The sequence below is a fragment of the Leptothoe sp. EHU-05/26/07-4 genome (assembly GCF_043421015.1).
GTDB lineage: Bacteria > Cyanobacteriota > Cyanobacteriia > Phormidesmidales > Phormidesmidaceae > Leptothoe > Leptothoe turfae.
This window is the reverse complement of the sequence record NZ_JAXSQV010000004.1, coordinates 446,521-465,807: the sequence shown is the minus strand read 5'-3', so window position 1 is coordinate 465,807 and position 19,287 is coordinate 446,521. Positions and strand designations below refer to the sequence as shown.

Genomic DNA, 19,287 nt, shown 5'->3' with positions numbered 1-19,287 from the left:
ATACTCTCCCCTCTTAGGAGAGGAGAGTCGCGACATTAAAACCACTTCCCAGGAAGAAAATATCTTCGAGATTTATCTACATCAATACTCTATTCTGCGAGGGACTATGCTATGAAGACTTTGCTTTTTTACTGTCAACACATTCTCGGTATCGGTCACCTGATCCGCAGTATGGCTATTGCCCATGGCTTGACTAAGGATTTCAAAGTTTACTTTGTCAATGGTGGGGAGGTCATTCAGGACTTTCCTGTACCGGCAGGCGTTGAAGTGATTAATTTACCTGCCATTAAAACCGATGCAAATTTTCGGGAACTACAGGTACCTGATGGGTTTACCGATGTCGAGTCCACATTGGAATATCGTCGTGATCGGTTGTTGGAGGTTTGCGATCGCATCCGCCCCGCCGTCATCATGGTAGAACTATTCCCCTTTGGTCGTCGGCGTTTTTCTACCGAGTTAATTCCGCTGTTAGAGCGCGCTAAAGACCACGGCGCTAAAATCACCTGCAGCCTCCGAGACATTGTTGTCACCAAGCAAGATCAGGAGCGTCATGAAGCTAAAGTATGCAAACTGATGAATCGGTATTTTGACCAGCTGCTGATCCATGGCGACCCAGAGTTTTTACCCCTAGAAAACAGTTTTTCTAGGGTGAACGATCTTGACTGTGAAGTTCACTATACCGGTTACGTAGTTCCCGATGTAGATCGACAATTTACCCAAAAAACAGCATCCGATCCACCGATGATCCTGGCTAGCGTTGGTGGTGGGCGCTTTGGCCATGAACTTCTACAGTGTGTGGCCGAAGCCAGTCAGTTGTTAGAAAACAAAATCCCTCACCACATTCAAATGTTTACAGGGCCATTTTCACCAGATGACGTCTATAAACGTTTACAGACAATTGCAACCAATCGCTCCAATCTAACAGTCCAGCGTTATACCCCCGATCTTCTCAGCTACATGGCTAAGGCCGATTTATCCATTAGCATGGCAGGCTACAACACCACTCTCAACATTTTGCAGACAGGGGTGCGGGCTATGCAGCTACCGTTTACCGGTAATGATGACCAGGAACAACGACTGCGGTCTAGCCGTTTAGAAGATCTGGGCATTGTCAACGTCATTAATCCTGACGATTTGGATCCTATTTTCTTCTCCCTTAAGGTGATGAAAACGTTAAGCGTCAGCCCCAGCCATCAACACTTCTGTCTTCGTGGGGTGGAGATGACGGCTGCTCGCGTTAAGGCACTGATCAAAGAAGAGATTTTGGTTTGAGCCAGCCCCATCCTCTACGACAAGCATCAGTCTTTGCCCCTGAGTGTTGAGTGTTGAGCTGGGAGCTCAACACTCAAAATCCAAAACTCTTAACTCTTAACCTCTTACAATCTATGACACAGTCTAAAATTTGTATTACCACCTTAGAATTCCCCCCCGATGTTGGTGGCGTTGGCGAGTCAGTGGCTCGTATTGCCAATTTGCTTCAGGATATCGGCTATGAGGTTCACGTTGCTGTTTTTCATTCCAAACAGCGTAAGGCCGAAGGCTATTGTCGCTCAGACTGTGACACCACCAAACAAAATGGCATCCAGGTGCACCGACTCACTCCAGCTAGTCGCTCAAATACGCCAATTTTACAAGACTATCGCAGCGAAGTTTATTTCCAGTTGAAACAACTGCACCGTCAGCACCAGTTCAACCTGTTTCACGCCTTTTTTATTAATGAAACTGGCTTTATCACTACGTTGTTGGCCAAGGAAGAAGGTATACCCATCATCAACAGCGTGCGCGGCAGCGACTTACACAAGCACGTATTTAGCCCCAAACAACATGGTCAGATTGGCTGGATTTTAGAAAATTCAGACTGGGTCACCTTTGTCAGTCGAGATTTACAACGACGGGGTCAGGTGCTTGTCCCTGCCCTTAAAGGGAAATCCAGTGCCTTCTGGAACTCAATTCAGCCTGTAGAGTTTTCAAACCTACCTAAACCACCCCTAGCCGATCGGCTCACCGGCTTAGTCATTGGCTCAGTGGGTCGATTCCGCGATAAGAAAGGGTTGGAATATCTGTTAGACGCTTGTGCAGATCTGAAACAATCCATGCCGATAACACTGTTACTGGTGGGCGACTTTGCAGAGCGAGAACGTCCCTACTGGGAAGCCGCTATTCGCGAAAGTGGCATGGCGGACAACACCGTGCTTACAGGAATGGTTCCTCGGACTGAAGGCATGGCCTACCTACAATATATGGACGTATACGCTGTACCTTCTCTCCACGATGGCTGCCCCAATGCTCTGCTGGAGGCCATGCTGGCTGGTCGCGCCATTGTCGGTACCAGTGTTGACGCCATTGGCGAGATTTTAGATCATATTTACAATGGCTTAGTTGTAACTCCAGGCTCTAGTGCTGAACTTAAAGATGCCATTCTCATATTGGCTCAGTCTCCAGAGTTACGACAGCGCTTTGGAAAAGCGGCTCAAGCCACCGTCCGCCAGCAACTCTCTCCCATGGTTGAACAAAGAAATTGGGCCAAGGTCTACCGCCAGGTCTTGAGCCAATCTCTTACCGTTCTTGCATCTTAGCTTTAGGAGATTAATGATGACTTCTACGATCACAACAGAAACCTCCACCGTATCTAACATTACTCAACCCGCAATTACAATTGTGGTTGTACCACGGGAGCGGTTTAGCTATAGTCAACAGTCTTTAGAGAGCATCTACCAATACACAAACCTACCGTTTGAGCTGGTTTATGTAGATGGCGGTTCTCCTAAATATGTCCAGCAGTATCTGAACCAGGCATCGGAGGAAAAAGGCTTTACCCTGGTGCGCACCGAACACTTTCTGTCCCCTAATCAAGCTCGTAACCTGGGGCTAAGCTATGTTAAAACTGACTATGTGCTCTTTATCGACAATGATGTTCATGTGTCCCATGGCTGGCTACAGCAGCTGTGGCAGTGTGCCCAAGAGACGGATGCAACTGTTGTTTGCCCGCTGACCTGCATTGGCAAACCCTTACACCAGAAAATCCATCTAGCCGGCGGTGAAGCCAGAATCTTTACTGACCTGAAGGGTGATAAGACCCATCGTCGAGTGCATGAAAAACATTATTTTGTGAATCGTGCCGTCATTGATGTGGAAGAGCAGTTGCACCGTCGGTCTTGTGAGTTTGCAGAGTTTCACTGCATGTTGGTTAAACGATCTGTTTTTGACCAGATTGGGGTATTGGATGAAAAACTCCTCAACACCCGGGAGCACATTGACTTTTGCCTGAATGTCAGTCAAACAGGTGGGCGCATTTATTGTGAGCCAGCGTCAGTCGTGACCTATGTGCCTGATATTCTCTATCGCTGGTCGGATCTGGCATTCTTTATGTTGCGCTGGAGCGATGAGTGGGAAGTGAAAAGTCTCAAACGGTTCCGCAAGAAGTGGAATTTGGATAAGGACAAGTATTTTAAGAAACGATATAAGCGTTTGGGACACCGTCGACATCATGCGTTTTTGCGTCCGTTGGTTCGAAAGTTCACGTTTGGGAAAACGATTCCTTGGCTAGAAAAGCTGGTTATTCAGCTAGAGAGACAGTTGAATCGCATGCTCACCAGTCGATATCAACGCTTGTATGGAACAAATACTCAGGTGCAAGGTACACAGACCATGAGTAAGATGCCTGGATAAACACAACATTGTCTCCGTAGGGGTGCACCACAGTGCCCCCTTCGAAACACAGGCCAATGGTCAATATGTTGAAGGGCGCATAGCCATGCGCCCCTACAAGGCCATCTTTAATTTGAACAAATTATTTAATCCATATTCCCTATAACGGGAAGTTCCCCAATCCTAGCATTATGGCTAAACAAAAATCCTTTAGGTCATCCTTACCCGGTTTGAAACGCATAGCCCAACGCTTTTGGCCCCACATCTGTAAACAGGCTCACCTACTCACAGGCGCATTCTTTGCCCTGCTGGCAGAAACAGGTCTGCGCTTGCTGGAGCCCTGGCCCCTAAAGCTGATGTTTGATCGGGTCATTTTACCTACTGGCTTTAATATCCATAGTCACAACATTGAAGCGCTGGGAGGAGTTTCACCACTGTTAGTACTCACGGGCCTTGCCGCTGCCCTAATTGTGATCTCAGCAGCACGAGGGGCTGCCGCCTACTTTAGTACCGTTGGCATGGCCATAGCCGCAACCCATGTGATGACCGACATCCGTGGACAGCTCTATAGTCATATCCAAGCGCTCTCACTGTCGTTCCATAGCCGTGCCAAAAGTGGTGACCTGATTACCCGCGTCACCTATGATATCGAACGTCTGCGGGAAGTGACCGTGGTGGCTGCGCTCCCGTTGACCACACATTTTCTCACCTTAATTGGCATGGTGGGTGTGATGTTTTGGCTGAACTGGGAATTAGCACTAATTGCGATCGCAATCCTCCCTCTCTTTATCTTCACCACCACCACCATGTCAAAAAAAATCCACAAGGTGGCACGCACCCAGCGTAAACGGGAAGGAGCCATGGCCGCATCTGCAGCGGAAGCCATTGGAGCTATTAAAGTGGTGCAAGCATTATCACTGCAAGATTTTCTGGGTAAGTCTTTTGCCAAAAACAATCGTAAAAGTCTAAAGGAAAGTGCAGAAACCCAGCGTCTGCGAGCAGGACAGGAACGTCTTGTGGAAACGCTTGTTGCCATTGTGCAAGCTCTGGTGTTGTGGCGTGGGGTACAGCTAGTGCTGACTGGCAGTGCTACACCAGGGGACCTATTAGTGTTTATCACTTACCTTAAAGTCGCCTTTAAGCCCATGCGACAGCTAGCCAAATATACGGGTCAAATTGCGAAGGCTGTTGCCTCTGGTGAACGAGTCATTGCTTTGCTAGAGACCGAACCTGAAGTGCGTGACTTGAAAGGAGCTAAACCGGCTCCTGTCTTTCGAGGTGATGTGCACTGCAAGCATGTCACCTTTGCCTACAATCCGGAGCAGGGAATTTTGCGCAACCTCACCTTTTCAGCTCAGCCTGGAGAACAGGTTGCCATTGTCGGCCCGTCTGGGGGGGGTAAATCTACCCTCATCAGTTTGTTGCTACGGTTCTATGATCCCATTGAAGGGGGCGTTCACATCGACGGGCATGATCTCAGAGAGTACACCCTCACCTCTCTCCGCAAGCAAATTAGTATTGTGCTACAGGACAGCGTACTCTTTGCTGCCAGCGTTCGCGACAACATTGCCTATGGGGCCATCGGGGCCAGTAATGAAGAGATTGAGGCCGCAGCGCGTCTGGCCAATGCCCATGACTTTATTATGGACCTACCTGAAGGCTATGAAACCATTCTTGGAGAGCGGGGGGCCACTCTCTCCGGCGGTCAGCGACAGCGGATTGCCATTGCCAGAGCTGCCATTCGTCGAGCCCCCATTATCATCTTGGATGAGCCCACCAATGGCCTGGATAGCGCCAGCGAACGCCTCGTTAGCGAAGCGCTAAATCGTCTCACCCAGGGTAAAACCAGTTTCTGGATTTCTCATAACCTTAGTACTGTGCAACATGCAGACCAAATTCTTTACATCGAACAAGGCTGCATTTTAGAACGGGGGACTCACCATCAGCTCATGGTCTTAGGGGGTCGCTATGCCCAAATGTATCGTTTGCAATCCGGTAGTTATTCAGCAGAGAAGAGTTATGCGAACTGACGCATTCCCTAGTCGCATTATTTTAGTTCGCCATGGTCGCAGTTCTTTTAATGACCAAGGGCGCTATCAGGGCAGTTCAGATGAGGCAATACTCACCCCCAAGGGTGTGGCCACGGCCCAACAGGTGGGTGCATATCTCCGCTCCATGACCATCGACGCTGTGTATACCAGCCCCCTACTGCGGGCAAAACAAACCACAGGAGAGATTCTCAAAGCGATAGCGGATAAACGCCCTAAACCCATTACCGTGAGTCGCTATCTCCGAGAAATTGATTTGTCTGTGTGGGAAGGTCTCACCTACGACTATGTCCGGCAATACCATCGGGAGACCTATAAATGTTGGCAACAGCAGCCCCATGAGTTTAAGCTACCCGCTGATGATAGCTATCATTTTCCAGTCAAGGATCTCTATCAGCGTGCTCAAAAATTTTGGGCCCATAGTTTACATCATCACACAGGCAAAACTGTTTTAATCGTTAGCCATGGGGGCACTAATCATGCCTTAATTAGTACTGCATTTGGGCTATCTCCTGAGCACCACCATAGCTTGCAGCAGTCTAACTGTGGCATCAGCATTTTGGAATTCTCGGGGCAGGGGGTGCAGCTGACTCAACTGAATCAGACGACAGCGATTAAGGAGACTCTGCCTAAACTCAAAGCTGGCAAAGAAGGATTGCGACTGTTGTTGCTACCAGAAGACTCACTGACCGATAAGGCCTGTCAACAAATCGCTCACCGTTTAGCAACCATCAAGTTGGACTTTTGCCTGTCGAATACGACCGGAAAGTATTGGCTACCGATGCTGTTACAGCATCATTCTCAAACAGCTCAGTTTATAGATGACCGAGATGACTTTTTGCAGGATTGGCAACAGATCTTAGCTGATGCTTTGGAGCCAGAGCAAAAACTGATTACGGGGATTGCGATCGCACCCACCAACCGTATCCAAACCCTGCTCATCCAAACCTTGGGTGGTCGTTCCTACGAAGGCGCAAAACTCTCCTTAACACCCGGTCACCTTAGCGTCATCCACTATCCCAAAAACCATCGCCCCATCGTCCAAGCCATCAACATTTAATCATCCCCTTAGAAGTAGGTCTCTCCAAGTTTATCGACTAGTATCAAAACCATGACTAAATTCAAAACTTATCTCTCGCAGATTAGATCTCAGAAATGCTATTATCGAGGCACACAGCTACAGTTCTATGGAACTTTACTTTAATCACATCCAATCAGTAAAAATACGACCACTGTAGACATATAAAAATACATACACATTTATTCTCAACAGTCTTCGAAAAATCCTATATGTTCATAACGATATTTTAAATCAAGCGCGAAAGCCTTATTTTACAAGATTTCCAAAAAATACCAATTTATACTGATTTTTCTTGATGAGAATTACCTTATGATTTGGAGTAAGTAGCAAAAGAACGCTGAAATGCCCCCGCAGCAGTATCTAAGCTAGTACTCACCTAAATCAGAGATCTATATCAGTCAATGATGATGGACCTCCATGAAAGTAATCTCATGTCTACTTCATTAGATTCTTAGTCGCACCTGTCATAATTTTGACTCAGAGATGTTCGGTGCCACTACCGAAATGTTGAACTAACGTCTGTAGCTCCTTAGTTTAATCAGGGGGCTTCAATACCATCAGGAAAAAAGCATATCTGGACTCAGGTCCGCGGTCAATCGTGACCGCACTATCCCATTGTCCTCACTGCCAAATTCTGGATAGTTCCCATGACTGCTACACTTCTCTCACCGCCTACCGTCACTGCGTTACAGCCATCCGTTACCATTGTGGTTGCCCCACGAGAACGCTTTGGCTACACGCAAAAGTCTCTGGAAAGCATCTATCAACACACAAAAATACCATTTGAGCTCATATACGTAGATGCTGGCTCCCCTAAACATATTCAAAAATATTTAGCAAGAGAAGCAGCTAAAAGAGGATTCACCCTCCTACGTTCCGATCAGTTTCTCTCACCAAATCAGGCACGTAACCTTGGTCTTAGTCAAATAACGACAGACTATGTAGTCTTTATCGATAATGATATTCATGTTTCGAGTGGCTGGTTGGAGCCTCTTTTACGTTGTGCAAAAGAAACAAATGCAGCTGCTGTCTGTCCCTTAACTTGCATCGGCAAACCACTCCATGATCGGATTCACTTTGCAGGAGGTGAGGCCAGGATTTTTATGGATGTGCAGGGCGAACAGATATGGCGGCGTCTTTATGAGAAACGTTTTTTGGTAAGTCGCTCCGCTGCCGCCATCAAGCATCAGCTTTACCGACGCGCCTGTGAGCTTGTAGAACTGCGCTGCACACTGGTTAGGCGAGATATTTTTGAACAATTAGGATGCTTAGATGAAAAACTATTGGGCACTCAAGAAGATATAGACTTTTGCCTAAGCGTTAGTCGAGCCAATGGGCAAATGTTCTGTGAACCGGCTTCAGTGGTCACCCATGTACCTGAAATTTCCTATCGTTGGTCTGATTTAGGGTACTTTATGCTGCGCTGGAGCGATATGTGGGAAGTAGAAAGTCTCATGTATTTCCAGCAAAAGTGGGCTTTGGACATGGACGAGTACTTTTTACAACGATACAGACAGCTGGGCCAACGTCGCCATCAAACATTCTTATACCCACTGCTACATCGGCTGCAAGGAAACCGCAAAGTCTCTTGGTTAGAAAACATTGTCATAAAGCTAGAACAGTGGTTGAACCAGATACTTGCAGATCGCCATGCCAAACTGCGGCACACCCCTATAAAAAAGCTAACCCCTACATCTCCCTCACCCAATCATAAGACTGTCCCTCACAAAAAATTGCATAGGTCAGTGCTTGATAGTCACAGTCATCCTACGCAACTATCTCAACCACATTTAATGCCCCATTAGACCGGTTACTTTGCCTAGGTTAGGCAGATGCAGCCTATACTGGCTTAAAAGCCCATTCAAAGGTTTACTTTACTCCTAAATAGGTAGAGATAATCCTCTATGCCTAGGAGTTTTATAAAATCTCTTTTTCAGCAACAAACGAGTGCAATTGCTCGACGTCCCATCAGTTACCATCTCTTCAAGACATACACTTGTGAACTCCACCTCTTTTTTGAGAAGATTATGACATGAAAACACAAGCTCTTGCTAAACGTGCTACAGCTACACGTCTCTCTATACCATCAGTCACGCTTATCATAGCACCACGGGAACGTTTCAGCTATATCCAACCATCACTGGAAAGCATTTACAAATACACGAAACTACCGTTTAAGCTGATATACATTGATATCGGTTCTCCAAAGCACCTGCGCCATTACTTAGCTCAATCAGCTGCTGACAAAGAGTTCACTTTACTACGCACCGAGCGGTTTATTTCGCCAAATCAAGTTCGTAATCTGGGGTTAGGTCATGCAACTACAGACTATGTTCTTTTTATCGATAACGATATTCATGTCTCTCCTGGTTGGTTAGAGAAGCTTTTAGAATGTGCTCAGGAAACAGATGCTACCGTCGTCTCTCCACTTATGTGTATTGGCAAGCCATTGCATGAGCGAATTTTGATGGCTGGGGGTGAGATCCGATTTTTTGTGGAAACAGGTGACGAATTTGAGCATCGCCGTTTGTACAAAAAGTGTCATTTGGTTAATCGTTCTGTTTCTTTGATGCAACGCCAGCTACATCAGCGTGCCTGCGACTATGCAGAGTTAAGCTGTTTGCTGGTAAAGCGCAGTATCTTTCGCGACATTGGTCCCTTAGACGAAAAGCTCTTGAATTCTCAGGAGCACCTTGATTTTTGTCTCAGTGTGGCCCAAGCAGGTGGCAAAATTTACTGTGAACCTGCATCAGTGGTCACCTATGTTCCTGAGATGCCCCGTCGTTGGTCGGATCTGCTCTATTTTATGCTGCGCTGGAGTGATGCTTGGGAAGCGGAAAGTCTGATTCATTTCCAAAAGAAGTGGTCTCTGGATATTGATCGGGATTTTATGCTGCGTTTTAAACATTTAGGTCAGCAGCGACATCAAATCTTGTTGTTGCCGTTGCTACGGCGGTTGACAGTGGGCTGTCGGGTACGCTGGATGGAGAAACTCGCGATTTACTTAGAGCGTTGGTTTAATCAGTATTTGACGAACCGTTATAGACGGTTGTCTAGGTGAAAGGGAGTCTCTTGATCCACCAACTTAGACAAGCATGGATAACTTTCCCCTCCGGGGAGGGGCTCCGGGGTGGGTTTCCGGGATGGGTCTCCCGATTATTACCAACCACCAGCAGCCCTCTTAATTTCCTTACAAATCTCCACTAAAGCCTGATCTTGCTCAGCAGGACTAAGACTTTTCAAAGGCCGCTCCGGAGCATGCGCAGCCTGATATTTCGCTATAGCACTCTCTTCATAGAGACTAGAACTAATCAGTACCCAAATGATTTTTAGCCCTCATTCTTAGCCGCATCTAAAAGGGGAAGCAGCTCATTTTCATGGATAACGCACTCAACTGGTTCTTGCTAAGATCTAGTGTTTGAAGACTCGTCAGCTGGACAATCTCGGGTGGTAGCGCACTCAATTGGGTCCGAATCAATTGCCCTTCATAAAGTTTCCAACCCCACTGCAATGTTTCCAACTGAGTCAACTGCCCAATCTCCGGCGGCAACTCCGTCAACCCCGCCCCGACAAATTCAACTTCGTAGCCCCAGTCCTCGCCGCTTCCTCCAGCAACTCCAGCAACTCATCCCGCGTCATACCGACCATCTCCAGAAGCCATCCCCGCTATTCTGCCAAACCCACACCAGCCAAGCTCTAAAACTTAATCCAAAACAAACCTTGACCAGTTAGTCTAAGTTCGCTATTCTTAAATCAAGGTCGTCAACCACCCAGACCCATGACACGCGGACCCAGCAAGCAATTTGACACCGAAATCGCCCTTAGCAAGGCCATGGACGTGTTTTGGGAGCACGGCTACGAAGCCGCTAGCCTCTCACAATTGCTCAAGCAAATGGGTATCGGCAAAAAGAGTCTGTACGACACCTTTGGCAACAAGCAATCGCTGTTTCTCAAAGCTCTGGAGCACTACGCCCATACTACGCTGCGAGATATCCGCAAACGCTTGTCAGCAGAGGGTTCTGCCCTTAACAACATCAAACAGCTACTCCTCGACTGGCAAACCATGCATGGTCGCCCTGGTAGCTGCGGCTGTATGCTCGGCACCAACATCGCCGACTTCAATACCGACGATGAAGCCATCGCCAAAGTTATGCGCGGCTACCTGCGCCAGCTAGAAGATACCTTCAGCAGCGCCCTCATCCGCGCCCAAAAAGCCGGAGAGCTAAGCCCCAACAAAAACCCACGGGACCTGGCTCGCCTGCTACTTTGCACCACCCAGGGCATTGCCCTCCTGGGCAGAGTCATGGAAGACGACACCACTCTAAAAGGCGCAGTGCAATCCGCGTTGCTACTTTTAGAGGAAGAGCCCCCCTCACACTAAATCCCTCTCCCTGGGGAGAAGGGCTTTGAAGACTGAAGATCTTCTTATTTTGAATAAGATCCACGTTCTCTAACTCCCCTTCTCTCTCGGGGAGAAGGGGCTGGGGGATGAGGGGTATTTTTTTGCAAAAACCTAGACCGATCAGTCAATACTTATTCACCTTTGGAGGTATCACCATGGCACGTTTAACTAACAAAACAGCAGTTATCACTGGCGGCACCACTGGCATCGGCTTTGAAACCGCAAAGCTGTTCATTGCCGAAGGCGCACGGGTGATCATCACCGGTCGCAACCAAACCCGCCTCGATGAAGCTGTTGCTGCTCTTGGCTCCAATGTCGCTGGCATCAAAGCCGATGTCCAATCCCTCGATGAACTTGACTCTCTCGCTACCCAAGTCCAAGAAATCGTTGGCCAGTTCGACATTCTCTTTGCCAATGCAGGCATCGCCAAACGTGCCAACTTCCGCGATGTTACCGAAGCCGACTTCGACCAAGAAATTGCCATTAACTTTAAAGGCGCTTTCTTCACCGTCCAAAAACTAGAGCCCCTGATGAACAATGGCAGCAGCATTATTCTGACAACCACTATTCTCGACCAAACCGCCCTCCCTGGTGAAGGCATCTATGGAGCCTCTAAAGCCGCTGTTCGCTCTCTCGCCCGTTCCCTCAGCAGAGAACTGCTAGATCGTCAGATTCGGGTTAATGCAGTCGCCCCTGGTCCTATTGAAACGCCTATCTGGTCAAAGATGGATCTGCCTGAAGATGTTCCTGCGCAAGTGCTGGGACGTACACCTATTGGTCGCTTTGGTAAACCTGACGAGGTTGCTAAAGCCGTTCTGTTCTTAGCCAGCGATGATTCTTCCTACATGCTCGGCGAAGAGATCCTGGTTGATGGTGGCTGGGCAACACTTTAGAACTTCAGAAATTGTCTGCACCATTAGTACTCTTGTAGCTCTTATGAGCAGCAGGACTCATTACTGCACCATTCCTAAAAAGAAACCTTATTTCAAGGCTAAACACTTGCCTCAGGCAGGGTTCTCCGAACAAAGGGGAACCGCCAGGGAGGAGGCTCGAAAACTTACGCCATCACTCGCCCTCCTCCGCCTAAGACAGCTCCCTGGCGGTAAGGGGAGGACACTCTTAGAACTTACTCCCAAAAAAGGACAATCATCATGCATTACACTCATAAAAATACCCAACAAAAAGTCTTCTTCTCTCTCTCCATATGGGCCACCACCGTCGCTATCACCGGTTATCTCGGTCTCTTCACCCACATCCCTGCCAACGGCATTGCCCTACTCGTCATCCTCAGCCTCACTATCCTAGTCGTCCTCTACTACCGCAACCCAGCACTGAACATCTATATCAACAACCTACCTCCCCGACAATTAGTCATCTTCCACCTATGGCGCATCGTCGCAGGCTTTGCCTTTCTCTCTTACGGCAGTCAAAACCTCTTGCCAGAACGCTTCGTCATCAACGCTGGCTACGGTGACTTAGCCGTCGGCTTCCTAGTCCCTATCATCCTCTTAGGCAAAGAAAGCATCCAAAAGTACATCGCGTTCCACCTGTTCGGTCAGCTTGATTTTATTCTTGCCGTTGGCACTGGGCTTACCTTCACCGTATTGCAAGTGCCTCTGATGGAGAATATTGCCACTTTCCCTATTGTGCTCATTCCTTTATTTGGCGTTCCCTTGACCGGAGCAAGCAGTATTATGGCAATTGATGCGCTGCTTAGACAGCGGCGACAGATAGCTTCCCGTTAATGTGAGATTTCGGTTGGTGGCTCTTGGTATTGCAGGGCATCCACAAGGGATGCCCCTACGTAATGTGGAATTTCGGTTTGTGCTGCTAGATATCGCAGGGTAACCACAAGAGGCAGCCATACGTTTGGATTTGAGATAACATCCCATATCCCCCAAGGAAAAACCATGACAGATTTCAAAACAGCGCTCATCGTCATTATCGATGGAGCCATCCTGCCACCAGGGCAACAACAATCTGCGGACAGTCCTGATCGATTTCTGGAACCGGATGAATATGCCACCAGCTACTGGCATATTCTGCAACAACACCGCAGCGCCTGGACCTGGGAAATAGAATTACGCCCCTGGGTAGAACGGTTTTAACCTAAATCAATCCCATAGATAGCCATACTACAGATCATAAATAGATCTCCAAGGACAACCATGCTAGGCTCGAAGCCTAACCATAATCCACTCCCATGAAATCCGCTAAATCCCAGGTTGCTCTACTGGCCTTGTGTCAGGCGACGGCCATGACCATTAATACGGTCTTGGTCACTGTTGCTGTTCTCATCGGCTACGCCCTCGCCACAGACAAAGCCCTGGCCACACTACCACTGGCCATACGCCAAGTTGCAATGATGGTAGCCACGATCCCAGCTTCACTACTCATGCAGAGAATTGGGCGACGCAATGGATTTCTGATGGGCAATTTTATCGGTCTGGTTGGTACGGGTGTCGGTATTTATAGTCTCGCCATTGCTAATTTTTGGCTGTTTACCCTCTCCATGACGGTGCTCGGTATCTCCGGTGGCTTTTTTGGTTACTATCGTTTTGCAGCAGCTGATGTGGCCGATCGCGCATTTCGATCGCAAGCAATTTCTTGGGTGTTAGCAGGCGGTATCATTGCAGCCATTCTGGGACCATGGTTGGCCACAGGATCACAAGGATGGTTTAACAGTGAGCTATACATCGGTGCGCTAGTGGCATTGCTGGGGCTACATGTATTCACGAGTCTTTTGTTATTAGGGCTGCAGATTCCTTCAATGACATCAGCTCACCATACCCAGAACACACGACCGCTGGCCGAGATTATGCGACAGCCTAAATTTTTGGTAGCTACCCTGGGAAGCACTGTCAGCTTCAGTGTCATGGCGTTTGTGATGACGGCTACGCCGTTGGCCATGGCAGCAGCAACCTACTCTTTTGAGCAAACGGCTTCTGTCATTCAGTGGCATGTGCTTGGCATGTTTGCTCCCTCGCTGGTGACGGGCTGGCTGATTAAGCGATTCGGCACGTTGCAAATTATCGTGACTGGAACAGTGCTAAATCTGGCTTGTATGGGGTTAAATTTATCCGGTACCAGCTTTTGGCACTTTACTATTGCCCTATTGTTACTGGGCCTAGGTTGGAATTTTATGTACGTGGGTTCCACCACCCTACTCACAGAAACCCATACACCTGAGGAGAAAGGAAAAGTTCAGGCGATCCACGACTTTATTATGTTTAGCTTTGTCGCTCTAGCTACATTCCTAGCAGGGCCAATATTTCATCGGTTTGACTGGGAACTTCTTAATCAGATGAGCTGGCCGCTGGTGCTGCTCACTCTGTTGGTGGTGCTGTGGTTACAGCAAAAGCGATTGCGCAGTCAGCATCTGGTTTAGGTCGACTTGCATGACTTTGCAACAGCCTGGGCAATTAAGGCCATGGCAGCACTCTTAAAAGTATGGCCGATCTGCTCAGTTCCTAAATATCGGGCTTGGGAAAAGCCGCCGTCAATGACCATTGTTAGTTGGGCTGCCAGGGTTTTGGGCTGGTTGAGATTGGCAGCTGTGGCTAGGGTTGTGATGCGATCGCACACACTCCCCTTATGCTCCAAAACCACCTGCCGCGATAAATGCTCTGCATCCGCAAACTCACTGGCCGTCAGCAAAAACGGACAGCCCTGACAGTCAGACCTCTCTAGCAAATGGGCAATGAAATCCACAATGCCCACCAGCTGAGCCATGGGCTCAGGGTCACAGTCCGCTAAAGATGCCTCCAACAACTGCCAAAACTGCTGATTCCGTTGCTCCAAGTACGCCTGAATCAACGCATCCTTTGACGGAAAGTAGCGATAGAGGCTCGTCTTAGCAATTTTCGCCTCAGCAATCACTCGGTCCACACCCACCGCATGCAGCCCACATTCATAAAATACCTGAAGATGCAATAAATCCAATGCCAGCAGCCTACAAGAAAGGATTTACACCGGCTCCTGTCACCTCACAAACATAATTCAGAACAACGGGTGCCCGAGGTGCTCCATCTAACTCTGGCGGATACTGCGTTACTCTCAAATACTCACTGTCATCAGAGTTCCACTGATCTAACAGAACAATATCATAGAATAATTGTTCATCTACTGAACTGCCAGTAAACTCATACTCCCATGCCCATAGCTCACCAAATTCGTTGTAGTCAGCATAGGGACTCAGCTCGTCGCTGACCCCCAGAAATTGAGGAAAATCTCTCTCGTCACTAGTCAGAAATAATCCCCCTTGGGTGGTAAACAACTCGACATTGAGGTCTTCCAATCCCTCTTGACTGGAACAAACATAATCTACATAAAAACCCAATGGGGGCTCAAACGAATCGTACTGTGCCTGGGTAGCAGAACCAAAGAACACTAAAGCAGAGCCAACACCGATAGAAATTGTGAGTAAGGGTTTCATACTCTCCATATGCGTGCGTATGAGTAGTAATTTTGGCGTTACTGATCCTCAGAAAGTGATCCTCAGAAAGATTTAATCTGAAAAATTACGAGTTTAGGGTAAGTCTGGCAGATCGATTCATCCTCTCAAGCAGCAACGGCAGAACTTTCAATGATTAGTTACAGCCGTTGTTCATAGAGCAATAGTGCCCAGTACGCCCATAAGAATCACATTTTTTGATATTGACTGACAGTGCAATGATGAGCAGCACCGTCGGTCAAATACCTAAAGCTTAGACGCCTAAAGTTAGAAATGTTTACCAGAACACTTGACGACTTTCTAGAAAAACGGTAACAATAGATACAGAAATGAACGTTCGTGATCCATTCATTACTTCTTTTGCTAGTGAGTTGGGTCATGGAAGTAGGCAGCAGAGCTTCTATGCACTGCCATCCGAAGGAACGCACCTCAATTTCTAGACACATCACGTTGTATTGAGGAAGTTAATCCCATGACACTACATCCTGTTACTCCCCTAACCTCTGTTGAGAATAAAGGACGCCTTCTTAAGCATGCCAATCGTCAGCAATCGCGCAACCGTCAGCGCTCTATGTTGATGCGCACTATTCAGCAGGTTGCTACTGAACAAATGTAAGCGCTGTTTACTCTCCTCTTTTTTATTAACTCTAAAAGGGTCCTGATCGATTGATCAGGACCCTTTTAGGTCATTAAGCCTAATATCTGCACCGCTGAGTGAGTCGCTGAGGTCTACGCTGAGAGCATCGACAGGACCGATGACTGGACACGGGCGCATGGACACTCACGATGAAGATCACGTAGCCGATCAACCGCTATGCGGCACAGCCGAACAAACTGTTCAGGTAGAGTTTATTCACCTGGGGCTGATTCACACCATTTTGCATGAGAAAGAGAGACAGAGCGGCCTGCATCACCCGTTCCTGGCTCCACAGTTCATGGGTGCTCAAATAATCCTGCATTGATTGATGTAGCGTTTCGGGAATCTCGATCATGAGGCTGACAGTGGCTGGAGCTGTGGTCATTGGAGTCATAAAGATAACGAGATAAATGTATAGACACAACAAACTGGAGCCTAGTACAAACTCTTTGCCCAAGCGTGCCACGGAGGGCTAACGACATTTGGAACACAGAACAAAGAAGACGCAACTAGGTCGCCTGATGCAGTGGTGTTTCATTGTGCAGGAGACCCTAGGAATTCGCAATGTCCGTCAGTTTTGGGAATGTTCTAATTCGAAATTTAGGCTGACGACACCAATAGGGTTCAGCCCATTTTTTTGTTAATTATCGTTACAAACTGAGAGCGATCCCCGGTCTTCATCATTTTCCACAAAAGGGCTGAATGCACTGAATCTTCGTCTTAATTTGTGGATAACTCCATGTAAACTGGGGAAAAGTCACGGAAAACCCTGGGGAAAACGCCTTCTATTCTTAAGAAAAATAAAGTCGCAAATTTACGCAAATAGACCTCGGTGGCATGGGACGAAAGTTGGCACTTCATAAATACTGCTCAACACCAACCTTCGTTAATTTTTGGGGGTAGATGCCAATGACCACTGCCTAATACCTATGAAAAAAATATCCTCAGGTCAAATCGTCCAAATCAACATCTCTGACGGTGGCACTCCCAAACGCCCTATTTTCGAAGTTCAAATCACCCCAGCTGGTCTCACCGGCGATCGCCAACGCAACCTCAAATATCACGGTGGCCCAGACCGTGCCGTTTGCCTCTGGTCCGCCGATATCATCCAAACCTTACAAAACGAAGGCCACCCCATAGCACCAGGCAGCACTGGCGAAAATATCACGGTGGCTGGCCTCACGTGGGCACAACTTGAACCGAATATGCAACTTCAGCTTGGCGATACAGTTCGGCTGCTGATCACCGACTATGCCGCCCCCTGCCGCCACATTAGCCGCTACTTCAGCGATCGTCGCTACAGCCGCATTAGCCAAAAACACCATCCCGGTACCAGTCGTCTCTATGCCCGCGTTTTATCTCCGGGTCTTGTCCACGTCGGAAATAACATACAGCTCACATGAAACAATTTGCCCTGCAAGGCTGCGGCTGTCTAAGGGTCTTACCAGAACCCACTGATAAAGCCCCCCCTCGTTTGTGCCGCATTGGTTTCGGTGCATGGATAGGGCACCTTACAAGGTGTGGCATCTAATATCCCGGTGGTTGCCAACATTCTCCAATGTATTGATCTAACATTTGGGCAATGCTTAACAATTCCATCTCTCGCCAACGTTTTCCCACTAATTGAACCCCTACCGGTAGTCCTTGGGATGTTTGCCCCACGGGTATGACAACCGCCGGATGGCCACTTAAGCTAAATGGAATCGTATAGGCACCATTGGCAATACTGTGGGGATATTGTTTGCCATTGACTTCCACAGCAGTCCAGGCAGGTCGATGGGTAAAGGCTGCTGTCGCCGCCACGGGCATCAGCCAGACATCCCATGGTTCTAAGGCTGCATCCAACCTAGCAATATAGTTATCGCGCTCCGTCAGGGTTTCAAAGTAACCCTTGAGGCTAGGTCGCAACAGCTCTGGCCAGAACTTGGCAAAATTACCTAATTGACGCAGGTTGCGATCGCCCTGGGTTGCCGTTCGATATAACAGTGTTAAACTGCGTCGGATCGTATACCAATCCTTAGGTTGGGCGTAGTTATTAAGATAGGCCGCCATTTGACCATACAGCGTCCATATCTCAGACAAATCAAAATCACCTGGTGACCATTGATCTGTCTGGGCTCCAGCTTCTGTTAAAGTATGTACCACCGTTTGCATCGCTGCAAGAATCTCAGCGGCTACCGGAATCTCTGGCCATTCATAAATCCACGCAATTTTTAGCTCACTGAGTTCTTTGCCAGAAGGCACATCTAAAGGCACTGGCGGAATCTCTGGGCGTCGTGGATCGGCACCTGCTAGCAAGGAGAATCCCAACCTTAAATCCTCTATGGAACGGGCAAAGCACCCTATGGTCAGCATTTGCCGCAGGCAGTGGGGCATTCCAGGTGTTTCTGGAATATGACCTGCTGTGGAAATCCTTCGCTCTGTTGGCTTTAGCCCATATACTCCACAAAAATGAGCGGGTTGACGTACCGATCCAGCAATGTCATTACCAATCTCCAGCGGCGATAATCCGGCTGCCACCGCCGCCGCACTGCCGCCTGAACTCCCTCCAGCTGTATAGTCAACATTCCAGGGATTATTCACCCGAGGGAAAAGAGAATTCGTACTTTGAAAATCTGCCGCTAGTTCCGCCAAATTAGACTTGCCCATAATTACAGCCCCAGCTGCTCTTAGACGAGCCACCACGGTGGCATCCTGCTTGGGAACATAATCTTTTAGAGGCGGATAGCCCACCGTTGTCTGGAGACCAGCAGTTTCAAAAATATCTTTTACAGTCATGGGCACACCATGCAAAGGTCCCCAATTTTCTCCTTTTGCCAGAGCATCGTCTGCTTGTTGCGCCTGTTTTCTTGCTCCCTCCGCATCCAAAGTGCAAATAGCATTCAGCCGAGGATTATATCGATTAATCTGGTCTAAATGAGCTTCTAGCAACGCTACAGCAGAGATTTTGCCGTCCCGAATCATTTTTGCCAGCTTATGGGCAGGTAGAAACACCAGATCGCTCATTAGATTGATTTT

The 19,287-nt window shown here is 48.1% G+C and carries 19 protein-coding genes; 15 read left to right on the top strand and 4 right to left on the bottom strand.

What is annotated here, in order from left to right:
* Positions 1-111: 111 nt before the first annotated feature.
* The 13 genes from U2F10_RS15125 to U2F10_RS15065 all read left to right on the top strand — a co-directional run bounded on the left by U2F10_RS15125 (position 112) and on the right by U2F10_RS15065 (position 14,567).
* Positions 112-1,272 (top strand): glycosyltransferase family protein, encoded by a 1,161-nt coding sequence (locus U2F10_RS15125; RefSeq protein ID WP_499872586.1) that lies wholly within the window; start codon positions 112-114, stop codon positions 1,270-1,272.
* A 113-nt stretch (positions 1,273-1,385) separates the two neighbouring features.
* On the top strand, positions 1,386-2,576 hold the full coding sequence (locus U2F10_RS15120) for a glycosyltransferase (protein WP_499872584.1): 1,191 nt from the start codon (positions 1,386-1,388) through the stop codon (positions 2,574-2,576).
* Between the two features lie 16 nt (positions 2,577-2,592).
* The gene (locus tag U2F10_RS15115) at positions 2,593-3,669 is read left to right on the top strand and encodes a glycosyltransferase family 2 protein (RefSeq protein WP_163667957.1); all 1,077 of its coding nucleotides are present in this window, start codon (positions 2,593-2,595) and stop codon (positions 3,667-3,669) included.
* 170 nt (positions 3,670-3,839) lie between these two features.
* The gene (locus U2F10_RS15110; RefSeq protein WP_499872583.1) at positions 3,840-5,678 is read left to right on the top strand and encodes an ABC transporter ATP-binding protein; all 1,839 of its coding nucleotides are present in this window, start codon (positions 3,840-3,842) and stop codon (positions 5,676-5,678) included.
* Positions 5,668-6,756: a histidine phosphatase family protein gene (locus tag U2F10_RS15105; RefSeq protein WP_499872581.1), complete on the top strand. Its 1,089-nt coding sequence runs from the start codon at positions 5,668-5,670 to the stop codon at positions 6,754-6,756. The genes U2F10_RS15110 and U2F10_RS15105 overlap by 11 nt, the downstream gene beginning before the upstream one ends.
* Before the next feature lie 668 nt (positions 6,757-7,424).
* Positions 7,425-8,582 (top strand): glycosyltransferase family 2 protein, encoded by a 1,158-nt coding sequence (locus U2F10_RS15100; RefSeq protein ID WP_499867246.1) that lies wholly within the window; start codon positions 7,425-7,427, stop codon positions 8,580-8,582.
* A gap of 227 nt (positions 8,583-8,809) precedes the next feature.
* Complete coding sequence (locus tag U2F10_RS15095) at positions 8,810-9,838, top strand: glycosyltransferase family 2 protein (protein WP_499872579.1); 1,029 nt, start codon at positions 8,810-8,812, stop codon at positions 9,836-9,838.
* 449 nt (positions 9,839-10,287) lie between these two features.
* The gene (locus U2F10_RS15090; protein WP_499872578.1) at positions 10,288-10,509 is read left to right on the top strand and encodes a hypothetical protein; all 222 of its coding nucleotides are present in this window, start codon (positions 10,288-10,290) and stop codon (positions 10,507-10,509) included.
* A 46-nt stretch (positions 10,510-10,555) separates the two neighbouring features.
* Positions 10,556-11,158 carry a TetR/AcrR family transcriptional regulator gene (locus U2F10_RS15085; protein ID WP_499872576.1) on the top strand — a complete coding sequence of 201 codons (603 nt, stop codon included), beginning with the start codon at positions 10,556-10,558 and terminating at the stop codon, positions 11,156-11,158.
* Positions 11,159-11,334: 176 nt separating this feature from the next.
* The gene (locus U2F10_RS15080; RefSeq protein WP_499061645.1) at positions 11,335-12,072 is read left to right on the top strand and encodes an SDR family oxidoreductase; all 738 of its coding nucleotides are present in this window, start codon (positions 11,335-11,337) and stop codon (positions 12,070-12,072) included.
* 258 nt (positions 12,073-12,330) lie between these two features.
* Entirely contained in the window at positions 12,331-12,924 is a 594-nt protein-coding gene (locus tag U2F10_RS15075) for a DUF8737 domain-containing protein (RefSeq protein WP_499872574.1), read from the top strand.
* 165 nt (positions 12,925-13,089) lie between these two features.
* Positions 13,090-13,287: a Rossmann-fold NAD(P)-binding domain-containing protein gene (locus tag U2F10_RS15070; protein WP_431732022.1), complete on the top strand. Its 198-nt coding sequence runs from the start codon at positions 13,090-13,092 to the stop codon at positions 13,285-13,287.
* 95 nt (positions 13,288-13,382) lie between these two features.
* A complete protein-coding gene (locus tag U2F10_RS15065; RefSeq protein WP_163664652.1) occupies positions 13,383-14,567 on the top strand; it encodes an MFS transporter in 1,185 nt (394 codons plus the stop codon).
* Here the strand turns inward: U2F10_RS15065 and U2F10_RS15060 are convergent.
* On the bottom strand, positions 14,564-15,112 hold the full coding sequence (locus U2F10_RS15060) for a TetR/AcrR family transcriptional regulator (protein ID WP_499872573.1): 549 nt from the start codon (positions 15,110-15,112) through the stop codon (positions 14,564-14,566). The genes U2F10_RS15065 and U2F10_RS15060 overlap by 4 nt on opposite strands.
* A gap of 19 nt (positions 15,113-15,131) precedes the next feature.
* Positions 15,132-15,614, bottom strand: a complete 483-nt coding sequence (locus tag U2F10_RS15055) for a hypothetical protein (RefSeq protein WP_499872572.1) — start codon at positions 15,612-15,614, stop codon at positions 15,132-15,134.
* 490 nt (positions 15,615-16,104) lie between these two features.
* Between U2F10_RS15055 and U2F10_RS15050 the strand changes: the two genes are divergently transcribed.
* Positions 16,105-16,248, top strand: a complete 144-nt coding sequence (locus U2F10_RS15050) for a hypothetical protein (RefSeq protein WP_006515612.1) — start codon at positions 16,105-16,107, stop codon at positions 16,246-16,248.
* A gap of 196 nt (positions 16,249-16,444) precedes the next feature.
* Here the strand turns inward: U2F10_RS15050 and U2F10_RS15045 are convergent, their stop codons facing one another.
* A complete protein-coding gene (locus U2F10_RS15045; RefSeq protein WP_156828329.1) occupies positions 16,445-16,663 on the bottom strand; it encodes a DUF2811 domain-containing protein in 219 nt (72 codons plus the stop codon).
* A 535-nt stretch (positions 16,664-17,198) separates the two neighbouring features.
* Between U2F10_RS15045 and U2F10_RS15040 the strand changes: the two genes are divergently transcribed.
* On the top strand, positions 17,199-17,672 hold the full coding sequence (locus U2F10_RS15040) for an MOSC domain-containing protein (RefSeq protein WP_163702888.1): 474 nt from the start codon (positions 17,199-17,201) through the stop codon (positions 17,670-17,672).
* A 124-nt stretch (positions 17,673-17,796) separates the two neighbouring features.
* On the opposite strand, the gene U2F10_RS15035 is transcribed toward U2F10_RS15040, so the two are convergent.
* Entirely contained in the window at positions 17,797-19,275 is a 1,479-nt protein-coding gene (locus tag U2F10_RS15035; RefSeq protein ID WP_499867252.1) for an amidase, read from the bottom strand.
* Positions 19,276-19,287: the final 12 nt, after the last annotated feature.

Excerpts from the sequence above, each read along its gene's own strand:
- U2F10_RS15065 (WP_163664652.1), top strand. The coding sequence starts at position 13,383 with ATGAAATCCGCTAAATCCCAGGTTGCTCTACTGGCCTTGTGTCAGGCG.
- U2F10_RS15110 (WP_499872583.1), top strand. The coding sequence starts at position 3,840 with ATGGCTAAACAAAAATCCTTTAGGTCATCCTTACCCGGTTTGAAACGC.
- U2F10_RS15035 (WP_499867252.1), bottom strand. The coding sequence starts at position 19,275 with ATGAGCGATCTGGTGTTTCTACCTGCCCATAAGCTGGCAAAAATGATT.
- U2F10_RS15085 (WP_499872576.1), top strand. The coding sequence starts at position 10,556 with ATGACACGCGGACCCAGCAAGCAATTTGACACCGAAATCGCCCTTAGC.
- U2F10_RS15100 (WP_499867246.1), top strand. The coding sequence starts at position 7,425 with ATGACTGCTACACTTCTCTCACCGCCTACCGTCACTGCGTTACAGCCA.
- U2F10_RS15090 (WP_499872578.1), top strand. The coding sequence starts at position 10,288 with ATGTTTCCAACTGAGTCAACTGCCCAATCTCCGGCGGCAACTCCGTCA.
- U2F10_RS15070 (WP_431732022.1), top strand. The coding sequence starts at position 13,090 with ATGACAGATTTCAAAACAGCGCTCATCGTCATTATCGATGGAGCCATC.
- U2F10_RS15120 (WP_499872584.1), top strand. The coding sequence starts at position 1,386 with ATGACACAGTCTAAAATTTGTATTACCACCTTAGAATTCCCCCCCGAT.
- U2F10_RS15055 (WP_499872572.1), bottom strand. The coding sequence starts at position 15,614 with ATGAAACCCTTACTCACAATTTCTATCGGTGTTGGCTCTGCTTTAGTG.
- U2F10_RS15045 (WP_156828329.1), bottom strand. The coding sequence starts at position 16,663 with ATGACTCCAATGACCACAGCTCCAGCCACTGTCAGCCTCATGATCGAG.
- U2F10_RS15080 (WP_499061645.1), top strand. The coding sequence starts at position 11,335 with ATGGCACGTTTAACTAACAAAACAGCAGTTATCACTGGCGGCACCACT.
- U2F10_RS15075 (WP_499872574.1), top strand. The coding sequence starts at position 12,331 with ATGCATTACACTCATAAAAATACCCAACAAAAAGTCTTCTTCTCTCTC.
- U2F10_RS15105 (WP_499872581.1), top strand. The coding sequence starts at position 5,668 with ATGCGAACTGACGCATTCCCTAGTCGCATTATTTTAGTTCGCCATGGT.
- U2F10_RS15050 (WP_006515612.1), top strand. The coding sequence starts at position 16,105 with ATGACACTACATCCTGTTACTCCCCTAACCTCTGTTGAGAATAAAGGA.
- U2F10_RS15125 (WP_499872586.1), top strand. The coding sequence starts at position 112 with ATGAAGACTTTGCTTTTTTACTGTCAACACATTCTCGGTATCGGTCAC.
- U2F10_RS15040 (WP_163702888.1), top strand. The coding sequence starts at position 17,199 with ATGAAAAAAATATCCTCAGGTCAAATCGTCCAAATCAACATCTCTGAC.
- U2F10_RS15115 (WP_163667957.1), top strand. The coding sequence starts at position 2,593 with ATGACTTCTACGATCACAACAGAAACCTCCACCGTATCTAACATTACT.
- U2F10_RS15095 (WP_499872579.1), top strand. The coding sequence starts at position 8,810 with ATGAAAACACAAGCTCTTGCTAAACGTGCTACAGCTACACGTCTCTCT.